The 12,150-nt window shown below is 45.2% G+C and carries 11 protein-coding genes; all 11 read left to right on the forward strand.

What is annotated here, in order from left to right; all coding sequences use genetic code 11:
- Window positions 1–22 precede the first annotated feature (22 nt).
- Complete coding sequence (locus tag BLV33_RS00750; protein ID WP_090787021.1) at window positions 23–1,048, forward strand: ketopantoate reductase family protein; 1,026 nt, start codon at window positions 23–25, stop codon at window positions 1,046–1,048.
- The gene (locus BLV33_RS00755) at window positions 1,038–1,430 is read left to right on the forward strand and encodes a DUF3397 domain-containing protein (protein ID WP_253187189.1); all 393 of its coding nucleotides are present in this window, start codon (window positions 1,038–1,040) and stop codon (window positions 1,428–1,430) included. Before BLV33_RS00750 ends, BLV33_RS00755 begins: the two co-directional genes overlap by 11 nt.
- Window positions 1,431–1,451: 21 nt before the next feature.
- Window positions 1,452–1,730 carry a late competence development ComFB family protein gene (locus BLV33_RS00760; protein WP_090787027.1) on the forward strand — a complete coding sequence of 93 codons (279 nt, stop codon included), beginning with the start codon at window positions 1,452–1,454 and terminating at the stop codon, window positions 1,728–1,730.
- Between the two features lie 320 nt (window positions 1,731–2,050).
- Window positions 2,051–3,748, forward strand: coding sequence for a peptide ABC transporter substrate-binding protein (locus tag BLV33_RS00765; protein ID WP_090787030.1), 1,698 nt, complete (start codon window positions 2,051–2,053; stop codon window positions 3,746–3,748).
- Window positions 3,749–3,863: 115 nt separating this feature from the next.
- The gene (locus BLV33_RS00770; RefSeq protein WP_090787034.1) at window positions 3,864–4,811 is read left to right on the forward strand and encodes an ABC transporter permease; all 948 of its coding nucleotides are present in this window, start codon (window positions 3,864–3,866) and stop codon (window positions 4,809–4,811) included.
- A gap of 3 nt (window positions 4,812–4,814) precedes the next feature.
- Complete coding sequence (locus BLV33_RS00775; RefSeq protein ID WP_090787037.1) at window positions 4,815–5,747, forward strand: ABC transporter permease; 933 nt, start codon at window positions 4,815–4,817, stop codon at window positions 5,745–5,747.
- 21 nt (window positions 5,748–5,768) lie between these two features.
- Window positions 5,769–6,803: an ABC transporter ATP-binding protein gene (locus BLV33_RS00780; protein WP_090787040.1), complete on the forward strand. Its 1,035-nt coding sequence runs from the start codon at window positions 5,769–5,771 to the stop codon at window positions 6,801–6,803.
- Window positions 6,796–7,752, forward strand: coding sequence for an ABC transporter ATP-binding protein (locus tag BLV33_RS00785; RefSeq protein ID WP_090787044.1), 957 nt, complete (start codon window positions 6,796–6,798; stop codon window positions 7,750–7,752). Before BLV33_RS00780 ends, BLV33_RS00785 begins: the two co-directional genes overlap by 8 nt.
- A 142-nt stretch (window positions 7,753–7,894) precedes the next feature.
- Window positions 7,895–9,526, forward strand: a complete 1,632-nt coding sequence (gene bshC / locus BLV33_RS00790; RefSeq protein ID WP_090787047.1) for a bacillithiol biosynthesis cysteine-adding enzyme BshC — start codon at window positions 7,895–7,897, stop codon at window positions 9,524–9,526.
- Window positions 9,527–9,538: 12 nt separating this feature from the next.
- A complete protein-coding gene (locus tag BLV33_RS00795; protein ID WP_090787049.1) occupies window positions 9,539–10,801 on the forward strand; it encodes an adenosylhomocysteinase in 1,263 nt (420 codons plus the stop codon).
- A gap of 225 nt (window positions 10,802–11,026) precedes the next feature.
- Window positions 11,027–12,112: a DUF4349 domain-containing protein gene (locus tag BLV33_RS00800; RefSeq protein ID WP_171908963.1), complete on the forward strand. Its 1,086-nt coding sequence runs from the start codon at window positions 11,027–11,029 to the stop codon at window positions 12,110–12,112.
- The last annotated feature ends 38 nt before the right edge of the window (window positions 12,113–12,150 follow it).

Raw genomic sequence — 12,150 nt, forward strand, 5'->3', positions numbered from 1 at the left:
CCCGGTTAAGGAGAAGTTCCTTATGACGGGGCTTGTTTTGTTGTATAATTTACTTATTGAGCAAGAAGGAGACCAGATCATGCATATTGCCGTTATGGGGGCAGGCTCCATTGGACTTCTGTTGGCAGCTAGACTCTCGGCTGTCACTGATACACTTGAAATTATTACGAGAACAGAAGAGCAAGCCGATGCAATCCGCAGAGAAGGTATTTCTGTAGAAGAAGAATCCATCATTTCGGCAGATAAGTTCGAAGTCATTTCTTATGAAACCAAGATTGCTAAGCGGAAGGCAAGCCATGATCTTCAATTTTTAGTCCTTGCCGTCAAGCAATTCGCTATTAACAATGAGCTGGTTGCATTCATACTGAGGTATATTACACCCCATACAACCATCATATGCTTTCAAAACGGGATGGGACATGTTGATAAACTGCTCGCTCATCTGGATAAAGAACGTATTTTACTGGCGGTTACGACGGAAGGGGCAAGGAAAACAGGGCTATATCAAGTTAGTCATACTGGCAGCGGCATTACGGACTTGGGATATAGCTTCCAAGATATTGGGGAGAATGCTGAAAACGCACAAAAAATATTTGCCGGCCTCATGAAGAGAGCAGGATTCGAGGTGTCTTTGTCGAAAAACATGGGTATAAAGGTATGGAGCAAACTGATCATCAATGCTGTCATCAATCCTTTGACCGCAATACTGAAGATTCGCAATGGAGAATTACTGCAAACTCCTTCAAGCAAGGCCCTAATGTTAGCTTTATTTAGTGAAGGGATCGCTGTTGCCAGAGCGAATCAGCTGGATTTGCCAGACGAACTTTGGGAAACGGTTCTTCAGGTATGCAAGCTCACAGCCGATAATCAATCTTCGATGCTGCAAGATATCATTCATAGCAGAAGTACAGAAATCGACAGCATCAACGGCACCCTGCTTCGCATAGCGGAACAACATAAGCTTGTGCTGCCTGTTAATCAGGTGGTATTTCATATGATAAAAGCTCTAGAGAACAAGAAGGTGAGCGATATTGTCGGTGATTGTTGAGATTTTATTAAATCTGTACTCTTGGTTAGCCGCTTTACCCTTTGTTACTTTTATTGTCATCTGGTTTGGGGTCTATTTGTTTTTGAAAAACAAGAAGCTGACTACCAGGCTTTCCATGGATATTACGATGCTATTCTTGATTGGCTCTGTCTCAGTGATCTGGAATCAGTTGTTCCAAGCCAAATTCGGATTTTGGCTGATCATTTTAGTGCTTTTGATCTCATTTGGCTTAATCGGAGGCTATCAGAACCAAGCCAAAGGTAAGACAGATCTGCTGAAAGTATTTCGCGTCGTCTGGCGATTGGGCTTTTTGACACTTTCAGTATTGTATATTGTGCTTCTGCTGGCAAATATACTTAAAAACATGATCATTCCTACATAATTAAAGGAGAGGTTCCAGTTGATGGTGCATAACTTAATGGAGGAAGTCGTTAGACAGTGCTTGAAGGAGCTCATTCAAACTCAAAAGCTGCAGGATTGCGATGTAAAAACTCAAAGCGATATTATGGCTATTGCACTTAATAACCTCCAGCCGAAATATGTTTCTTCCACACAAGGCGAAATGTTTGTAAAGACCCAGGTTCGTCAGCTGGAGCCGGATGTTTATAAGGAGCTTTCCTATGCGATTGAAAAGGTGCAGAATACACGGAGAAAAACGGACTTTCAAACAGACGAATTGTAAAATTAATCCAGCCGAAATCTTATAAATTCAAGTAGATTTTATTGACCGATGGTTGTATAATAAATAATTGGTGAGTAGTGTTTTTTTTACAATAATATAACAATGGTAAATTAGCACTAGACTTTATAAAGCTATTTGTTATAATTGGTTACATGGAAACGAGTAAATTAATTTACTAGCGAAATAATGTTAGGTTTTCTAACACATAGCCGATCTCACCTGTTTTATCTTGTTTTGGGTTTCCGGCGCCCGGGTTGATGAATTTTATTATGCTGAGCGCCATAACCATAGAGATTTACATATTTTAAAGGAGGAGTTTTATGAAAGCGTCGAAGTGGGTCTCAACAGCGGTAGCCCTGACATTGGTCGGAAGTGTAGCTATCGGTTGTACAAGTAAACCAGCAGCACCAACTACATCACCAGCAGCATCCGGGGGTGCGACAGCCACAGCATCAACAGCGCCAGCAGCACCAAGCAAACCGCAAGAAATCAAAATCAACTTTTCGGCTGAGCCGCCTGTTCTGGACAGCTCGAAAACAACAGCATCAGCTTCGTTCACGCTTATTGGTGCATTTAATGAAGGTCTATATCGTCTTGATAAGGACGGTAAACCAACACCTGCTCTTGCCAAAGACATGCCTAAGAAATCTGCAGACGGCCTAACTTACACGATCGAAATCCGCGACAATGCGGTATGGGCCGATGGTACCCCTGTAAAAGCCTCCGATTTCGTATATTCCTACAAACGTACTTTGGACCCTGCTACAAAAGCGCAATACAGCTTCATTGTTGCATGGATTAAAGGCGGAACGGCTGTAACTAAAGCTGACACTCCAGAAAAACTAAAAGCGGCTCAAGATGCTCTTGGCGTTAAGGCGCTTAGTGACAAGCAACTTGAAATTACGTTGGAGAAGCCAGTGACTTTCTTCACAAGCTTGCTTGCTTTTGCCACATTCTTCCCGCAAAAAGAAGATTTCGTGAAAGCTCAAGGAGATAAATACGGAGCTGAAGCAGACAAAGTTATCGGTGCAGGACCTTTTATTTTGAAGCAATGGGATCACAGCCAAACCCTAGTTCTTGAGAAAAATCCCAAGTACTGGGATGCTGCCAATGTGAAGCTTACAAAAGCCACAATCAACATTATAAAAGATACCAACACTGGTCTTAACCTTTATGAAACTAACGCTGCTGATCTTACTGAGATCAAAGGCGATCAACTCAAGCTTTACCAAGGCAAGCCTGATGTGACTCCTAAGCCTGAGCTTACTAACTCATATATCATGTATCAAGTGAAGAAAGTGCCTGCACTTGCTAATAAGAAAATTCGTCAAGCTTTGGGTATGGCTATCGATCGTCAAGCTTACGTTGATACAGTTATTGCTAACGGTTCCGTTCCTTCCATAGGTCTTGTACCAACCGGTACACTTGATGGTAACGGCGGTGACTTCCGTAAAACAGCTGGCGATGTTCAACCTAAATTTGACGCTGCAAAAGCAAAGCAGCTGTTCCAAGAAGGCTTAAAGGAGCTAAATCTTACTGCATTGCCGCCGCTGAAGATGACTGCTGACGATACAGAAACCGCTAAAAAATCTCTTGAGTTCATTCAAGCTCAATGGAAGCAAAACCTTGGCTATGATATGATAGCTGAACCGGTTCCGCACGCATTGCGCATAGAAAAACAATCTAAGCATGATTTCGAACTGTGTCTTGCTCTTTGGGGAGCTGACTACAATGATCCGATGACATTCCTTGACATGTGGGTAACTGGTGGAGAGTTCGACGAAGGCGACTACAGCAACCCGCAATACGACGCTTTGATCAAAACTGCTCAAAACGAAGCCGATCCTGCGAAACGCGTAAAAGCAATGGTTGATGCAGAGAAGCTTCTGATGGACGATCAAGGTGTATCACCACTTTATTTCCGTGCTCGTGCTTACCTGAAAAAAACAAATGTTGATGGGTTGTTCCTTGCTCCTTATGGTCCTGAATGGGAACTGAAATGGACAACTGTAAAGTAATCAAATAATAAATTAATATGTTACATGCAGGAAGGGGCCGTTCGCACCTCGTGAGAACGGTCCTTTCTGAATTTCATTTTACCAATATTTTCAATTTCCAATAAGGAGGGGCATCATGCTTAAGTATATTCTGCGCCGTTTCGTATATACGCTTGTTACGTTATGGCTCATCGTCACGTTTACATTCGTGCTGATGAAAAATTTGCCCGGAGATCCGCTTGGTGAAGGCTCCGAGAAGATCCCAAAAGCGACTAAAGAAATGCTGCTCAGGCAGTATGGCTTGGACAAGCCTCTGTGGGAACAATATTTAACTTATATGAACAGGATCGCTCATTTTGACCTCGGATATTCCTTTCAATTCCCTGCTCACAAAGTGACTGATATTATTAAACAAGCCTTTCCTTCCTCGTTGGAGCTTGGGTTAGTCGCTCTGTTTTTTGCTATTGTGGTTGGTTTGCTGCTTGGTATTATCGCTTCGTTAAACCACAATAAAGCGGGTGATTATACTGCCATGTTCGTTGCTATTATCGGGATTTCGGTGCCCTCCTTCGTGCTTGGGCCGTTCTTATCCTATTTTATTGGCGTTAAACTGCATTGGCTGCCTGCAGGATTATGGAAGGACACACTCTTTACAGGTTTTCAATACCGAATATTGCCTGCCTTGACTTTATCCTTTGGTACGTTGGCCATTCTGGCCAGATTAATGCGTACATCCATGCTGGACGTACTTAATCAGGATTATATCAAGACAGCCAAGGCCAAAGGACTTGCTGCCTTCTCCGTAATTTCGAAACATACGATAAGAAATGCCATTTTACCCGTTGTTACCATAATTGGACCAATATTTGTAAACGTCATCACCGGAACATTGGTCGTTGAGCAAATTTTTGGAATACCCGGTTTGGGTAAGCATTTTGTTTCTTCTGTATATTCCAATGATTACACCATGATTGCAGGGTTAACCATTTTCTACTCCGCCATTTTGATTTTTGTTATTTTTTTAACAGATATTTTATATGGCTTTATCGACCCTCGAATTCGTCTTGGGAAAGGCGGTAAATAATCGATGCAGCCATCTGAACAAAGACAAGTAACGAACAACAAGTTTATCCGAGTTGAAAGTGCGAGTTTAACGAGTGAAGCCATCGTTCGGCCGTCACAAAATTATTGGCAGGACGCTTGGAGACGACTTAAGAAAAACAGACTGGCAATGGCCGGCTTAATTATACTTTTGGTACTTATTTTACTAGCTCTGATCGCTCCAATAGTTTCTCATTTTGACTATAGTACGCAGGACTTAAAAATTAAAAATCAAGCTCCTAACGACTTGCATTGGTTTGGAACAGATGATTTTGGACGAGATTTGTGGACACGAATATGGTGGGGGACTCGAATTTCCTTATTTATCGGGATTACCGCAGCCTTAATTGATTTGGTGATCGGCGTATTATATGGAGGAATTTCTGCTTACTATGGTGGAAAAGTCGATGATGCGATGCAGCGGGTTATCGAAATTGTTGTTTCGATCCCTTACTTGATTATTGCTGTTCTTATGATAATGGTTATTGGACCAGGTATCCCCACCATTATATTAGCCTATGCAATTACGGGTTGGGTTCCGATGGCAAGACTGGTTCGGGCACAGATGCTTACTCTCAAAGAGCAGGAATTCGTTTTGGCGGCACGCACTTTGGGTGCAGGGCCTTGGCGCATTATTTTACGCCACCTGGTTCCTAATGCTCTGGGTATCATCATTGTTCAAATCACTTTCGTTGTACCGACGGCCATATTTGTAGAGGCATTCTTAAGCTTTATCGGGTTGGGAATTCGTCCGCCTCTGGCATCATTAGGAAATCTATTGTCAGATGGAGCCAACTATTTACGATTCTATCCGCACCGGTTGATCTATCCGACTGTTGTGTTCAGTTTAATTTTATTAAGCTTTAACCTTTTGGGAGACGGGCTGCGCGATGCGCTGGATCCAAAAATGCGCAAGTAACATGAGGAAAGGGTGAGATCGATGACCGCGAATAACAACCTGCTGGAGGTTAAGGATTTAAAGGTTTCTTTTCATACCTATGCAGGAGAAGTACAAGCCGTGCGCGGCATTTCCTTTACATTAAAAAAAGGTGAGGTTTTGGCGATTGTAGGAGAGTCCGGCTGCGGGAAGTCCGTAACGGCACAAACCCTGATGCGATTAGTTCCAAGCCCGCCCAGCTATATAAAAAGCGGATCGATACTATTTGAAGGCGATATTGATATCGTAAAGCTGTCGAACAAGCAAATGGAAAAAATCCGCGGCTCCGAGATGGGGATGATTTTCCAGGATCCGATGACCTCGCTCAATCCGACCATGAAAATCGGAGACCAGATTTCAGAAGGTCTCATCAAGCATCAAAAGATGGATCGCAGAACTGCGCTGTCCAGAGCTGTTGAGATTCTGAAGCTCGTCGGGATCAATAACCCTGAAGGCCGGATTCACCAATATCCGCACGAATTATCCGGAGGAATGCGTCAACGGGTGATGATTGCTATCGCTTTGTCTTGTTCTCCCAAGCTGCTTATTGCCGATGAGCCTACAACGGCTTTGGATGTGACCATCCAGGCCCAGATCATCGCCTTAATGAAGAAGCTTTCCGAACAAACGGATGCCTCGATTATATTAATTACCCATGACCTCGGCGTTGTGGCTGAAATGGCTCAAAGAGTCATTGTTATGTATGCTGGTAAAGTAGTGGAACAAGGGACAGTCGATGATATTTATTATAAGCCGGCGCATCCTTATACATGGGGCTTGCTGAGATCTATCCCAAGGCTTGATAACGACGCCAAAGCGGAGCTGGTTCCTATTCCCGGGACACCTCCTGACTTATTTGCACCACCCAAGGGGTGCGCGTTTGCAGCAAGATGTCCTTATGCCATGGACATTTGCATAGAGCAGGATCCAGAGCATACTAAGATTTCACAGGAGCATAGTGCGGCTTGCTGGCTGCTGCATCCGGATGCTCCGAAAGTTGAGCGTCCCGTCGGAGAAGGAGGTACCGTTCATGTCTGAAAAACCAATTCTTGAAGTTCGCAACATGAAAAAGCACTTTCATCTGAGTGGAGGCAAGGTCCTTAAAGCGGTAGACAGCTTCTCGATTGCGATCAATCGTGGAGAAACTTTCGGTCTTGTCGGGGAATCCGGATGCGGGAAATCAACAGCTGGCCGAACCATAATCAAATTGTATGATGCCACTCAGGGCGAAGTCATATTTAACGGTGAAAATATTCATAAATTGCAGGGCAAGAAATTAAAGGAATTCAACCGCAATATGCAAATGGTATTTCAGGATCCGTATGCTTCACTGAACCCTCGTATGACGGTTGGCAATATCATTGCCGAAGGTATCGATATTCATGGCTTATATACAGGAGCTAAGCGGAAAGCACGGGTGTTCGAACTCCTGCATTCCGTAGGATTGAACGAAGAGCATGCGAATCGTTTCCCTCATGAATTCTCCGGCGGCCAGCGGCAGCGGATCGGTATTGCCCGTGCGCTCGCGATTGAACCTCAGTTCATCATTGCAGATGAGCCGATCTCTGCTTTGGACGTATCCGTTCAAGCGCAGGTGGTTAACCTGTTTAAAAGGCTGCAAAAGGAAATGGGCTTGACCTATTTATTTATCGCGCATGATCTGGCGATGGTCAAGCATATCTCCGATCGGATCGGGGTTATGTATTTGGGCAATCTGGTTGAGGTCACCACCTCAGAGCATTTGTATGCAAAGCCGTTGCATCCTTATACACAATCCTTGTTATCCGCGATACCGATTCCAGATCCTGAAATCGAGCGCACACGCGAGAGAATCATCCTGCAAGGCGAGGTGCCAAGCCCGCTCAATCCGCCAAGCGGATGCCCTTTCCGTACGCGTTGTCCGAAGGCAATGCCTCATTGCGCGGACTCGATGCCGCTGATCAAAGAAGTTGAGCCTAGCCATTTTGTAGCTTGCCATTTATATTGAAGATTGACGCCGTCCCTTCACGGGGCGGCATTCTTGTTCTAAGTGTAAATAAGGAAAATACAGTTTTGACGATTTCCCTTTGTACGTGTACAATCAAGTAAGACACTTATACTTTTGTACTGATGAGGGAGTGGCCGGAAGCATGCAAGTTGAAGCATTACACTGGAAGAAAAGTCAGCCGCTGGCTGAGGATTACATACAGGTATCGGATCAGGCATCCGACTTATTTGATACACACTTCAAGGATGCCAAAGGATGGCAAGAAAGGGCTGCGTGGCTTCTCGAATCCGGGGCGCCTAAGGCGAATAGACAACAATTGATTCAAGTACTGAAGACTTTTAATGAAGGCGTGGGGAATTCTCCTGAGGCGCTTAAAGCGATTGATACTCTGGCCCAATCCAATGCACTCACTGTAGTGGGTGGGCAGCAATCCGGCTTATTCGGCGGTCCTCTTCACAGTATTTATAAAGCAATAACCCTGCTCCAGCTCGCCAGAGAATGGAGTGATAAACTGGCATGTCCCATAATACCCGTTTTTTGGATTGCCGGTGAAGATCATGACTTTGATGAAGTGAATCATATTTTTTATTTATCAAGCCAGATGCAAGTTGAGAAATTGAAGGTAGAGCATCCCTCCGGACACAGGACCTCAGTCAGCAGACTGCCTCTGCAGCCGGAAGCTTGGCGCGAAGCGATAGAAGCGCTTGATGTTTCCTTGATGGACACTGAGTTCAAAGGGGAAATTCTCTCCAGACTGAGAGAACTGCCGCTCGAATGTTTAACGCTTACAGGTGCCTTTGCCCGTATTATGGCTAATTTGTTTGGTGAATTCGGACTTGTTCTGATAGATTCCGATGATCCGGCTCTGCGCCAATTGGAAGCTCCCATGTTTGAGCAATTGGTGAATCGGAATGAAGAACTGTGTGCGGCCCTGCTCGAAGGAAAAGCCATGGTCGAGCATGCGGGTTATGTTCCACAAGCTGATGTTCATGATCAAGCCGCGAACCTCTTTGTTTTTGAGGCGAGTGGGCGCTTGCTGCTGCAGCGGGAAGGTGAGCTCTTTACCGATAAGAAGAAGGACTATACGTACACCAAAAGCCAACTGCTCGATATCATTCATACATCACCGGAGAGATTGAGCAACAATGTAATGACCCGGCCCCTTATGCAGGAGTTCTTATTTCCTGTACTGGCCACGGTTCTCGGAGCGGGAGAGATCTCATACTGGGGATTGACGAAGCAAGCATTCCATGTTTTTGGAATGAAAATGCCGATTGTCACCCCTCGACTGGAGTTTACTTTGCTGGAGGGTGCCGTCCAAAAGAATATGGCGAAATACTGTTTGACCTGGGACGATATTTTGCATCATTTTGAAGAGAAACAGCAAGACTGGCTGAAGGCTCAAGATACTTTGCAGCTTGCCGGCCGTTTTGGCGCGGTTAAGGAAGACTTTCAGCGCAGATATGAACCGCTTGTGGAGCTGCTGGGTTCCATCAATCCGGGTATAAAGAAGCTCGGTGAAACAAATCTGGCGAAAATAATCGAGCAGATTGATTTTCTGGAGGGCAAAGCTCACGACGCTCATAAAAGCCAGTTCGATTCAGCCCTCAGACAATGGGAGCGAATTCGCTTATCGATCCTTCCATTTGCCAAGCCGCAAGAGCGAGTTTATAATGTTCATACTTATTTAAATCGTTACGGTGACGGATGGATCAAGCAATTAATTGAAAATCCGATTCCCGTTGACGGCTTGCATCGTGTATATTATTTATAGGAGGGGATTCATTTGAATATAATTGAAAAAAGTATCGTGGCTGATATGTCGTTAGCCGCGGAAGGGCATTTGAAGATCGATTGGGTAAAGGCGCACATGCCTGTATTGAACCGCATTCGCGAGCAGTTTGAGAAAGAACAGCCCTTCGCAGGATTGAAAGTGGCGATCTCCCTTCATCTGGAAGCCAAAACCGCATATTTGGCCAAAGTCGTCAAAGCCGGGGGCGCTGAAGTGACGATCACGGGAAGCAATCCGCTGTCGACTCAAGATGATGTGTGCGCGGCATTAGTCGAAGACGGGATTACCGTTTTTGCGAAATATAATCCCAGCCCTGAAGAATACAAACAGCATTTGATCAAAGCGCTCGAAACAAAGCCGGACCTGATCATTGACGATGGCGGCGACTTAGTTTCCATTTTGCATAGTGAGCGCAAGGATCTGCTGACGCAAGTCCGCGGTGGTGCCGAGGAGACAACAACCGGCATTCTTCGCTTGAAAGCGATGGAGAAAGATCATCAGCTGCAATTCCCCATGATCGCCGTCAACGATGCGTTCTGCAAGTATTTATTCGATAATCGTTACGGAACAGGTCAGTCCGTTTGGGACGGCATCGATCGGACAACCAACCTGGTGGTTGCCGGCAAGACGGTTGTTGTAGCCGGCTACGGCTGGTGCGGCAAAGGTGTGGCCATGCGGGCCAAAGGCTTGGGAGCAAATGTGGTCGTTACTGAAATTGATGCGATCCGAGCGGTTGAAGCTTATATGGATGGTTTTAGAGTAATGTCGATGGAAGAAGCTGCAAAAATCGCAGATTACATTGTAACAGTAACAGGCAACCGCGATATTATTCGTAAAGAGCATTATGCAGTCATGAAAGACGGCGCTATTCTTTCGAATGCAGGTCACTTTGATGTAGAAGTGAACAAAGTGGATCTGGATGCCATAGCGGTGTCCAAGAGAACAGTTCGACGCAATATCGAAGAGTACCAGCTTGCCGATGGACGCAAGTTCTACCTGCTGGCCGAAGGCCGTCTGGTCAACCTCGCTGCAGGCGACGGGCATCCTGCGGAAATTATGGATATGACATTCGCGCTGCAAGCCATGTCCCTGAAGTATGTCAACGAGCAATATAAGAATATCGGCAAGAAAGTGGCTAACGTGCCTTACGAGCTCGACGAGCAAGTGGCAAGGTTCAAATTGCAATCGCTGGGTATGAGCATTGATTCTCTGTCGCAAGCGCAGCGCGACTATTTGGACAGCTGGAAAGAACATTAGAACACTGTGATAATATTTAAAGTTATAGGGGTTCTTCCTAAAGCCATGGAAATGGCTGTGGAAGAACCCTTTTTACGTTCTGAAAATATAGCTGTGGCGATTACATCTTCTACACCTGCTAATATTTCCACAATAATAAATTTTCCAAGACTCCTTGCAACATACCATACGTGCAATCCGTTAATAGGATGTGATACCTAAAAATGGAATATGGGGGCTAAAAAGATGATGGTCTTACGAGGGAAGAAATGGTTGCACAGAAAAGTCATGATTGCGGGCATTCTGGCGTTGCTCTTGATGGGTTCAATTGTGGGCTGCAGTGCATCCAGGGATGCTAAATCCAGCGGATCTGCCACGAGTGCAGATACTGCTGCAGCACCTGCCGCGGCCGATATGAAGAATCAGAGCAGCACGGAGTCATTAAAATTAAAATCTGTCGATCAAAACGCAAGTGCGGCAAATACTGCTGCCAGCTCCAAAATGGCTGCTCCGGCAGCAAGCTCGGCTCCAATAACGGTAACACCGGCTATAGGCAATGACGGTTCTGAGGGCTTTAACCGAAAGCTTATTTATAAAGCTAATCTGGTAATGCCTGTTAAGGATTATTCAGCTGCGCAAACCCAGCTCAGAGATTTGGTGGCACTAAGCGGCGCTTATATCCTGCAATTTTCCGAGAGCACCAATTCAGGCGAGAAAGGTGGCAGCTTTACCATTAAGGTCGCGGCGAACGGCTTCGTACCCTTATTAGATGGTTTGGAGAAAATAAGCCCTTCGTACCAGCGCAATGTGCAAGGCCAGGACGTCACGGAGGAATATGTCGATTTGTCCTCCAGGCTTAAAGCCAAGCAGGTGGTAGAAACCAGGCTGCTTGCCTTTATGGATAAAGCGACCAAGACCGATGAGCTGCTGGCTTTCTCCAATGAGCTGGCTAAGGTACAAGGCGAGATCGAGCAGATCAAGGGCCGGATGCGATATCTGGATCAAAATGTATCGTATTCTACGGTTGAGCTTCGGATGTATCAACAAACCGGGAGCAAGCCGCCATTTGATCCGAATAAAGGCATTGCGTTAAGCGACCGCTTGCAAAATGCATGGATTGCAAGCCTGAATGTGCTCACGGTTGTCCTGCAAGGAATTCTTGTTTTCATGGCGGCTGCGTTTCCAATCTTGTTGTTGGCGGCCATTGTCCTGATACCGGCTTATTATTACAAACGCCGAAGAAATCAAAGACTGGCTGATACCCGAAACCAGTTAAAACAGCAAAATAAATCGGAGTCTTCTACACTGAACGAGCCAACTGACACCATTTAACCATGAATATTTCACATAATTAAAAAAATTTTTTAATC

The sequence above is a fragment of the Paenibacillus sp. GP183 genome, from assembly GCF_900104695.1.
In the GTDB taxonomy this organism is placed as follows: domain Bacteria; phylum Bacillota; class Bacilli; order Paenibacillales; family NBRC-103111; genus Paenibacillus_AI.

Excerpts from the sequence above, each read along its gene's own strand:
- BLV33_RS00750 (WP_090787021.1), top strand. The coding sequence starts at position 23 with ATGACGGGGCTTGTTTTGTTGTATAATTTACTTATTGAGCAAGAAGGA.
- BLV33_RS00760 (WP_090787027.1), top strand. The coding sequence starts at position 1,452 with ATGGTGCATAACTTAATGGAGGAAGTCGTTAGACAGTGCTTGAAGGAG.
- BLV33_RS00765 (WP_090787030.1), top strand. The coding sequence starts at position 2,051 with ATGAAAGCGTCGAAGTGGGTCTCAACAGCGGTAGCCCTGACATTGGTC.
- BLV33_RS00770 (WP_090787034.1), top strand. The coding sequence starts at position 3,864 with ATGCTTAAGTATATTCTGCGCCGTTTCGTATATACGCTTGTTACGTTA.
- BLV33_RS00775 (WP_090787037.1), top strand. The coding sequence starts at position 4,815 with ATGCAGCCATCTGAACAAAGACAAGTAACGAACAACAAGTTTATCCGA.
- BLV33_RS00780 (WP_090787040.1), top strand. The coding sequence starts at position 5,769 with ATGACCGCGAATAACAACCTGCTGGAGGTTAAGGATTTAAAGGTTTCT.
- BLV33_RS00785 (WP_090787044.1), top strand. The coding sequence starts at position 6,796 with ATGTCTGAAAAACCAATTCTTGAAGTTCGCAACATGAAAAAGCACTTT.
- bshC (WP_090787047.1), top strand. The coding sequence starts at position 7,895 with ATGCAAGTTGAAGCATTACACTGGAAGAAAAGTCAGCCGCTGGCTGAG.
- BLV33_RS00800 (WP_171908963.1), top strand. The coding sequence starts at position 11,027 with ATGATGGTCTTACGAGGGAAGAAATGGTTGCACAGAAAAGTCATGATT.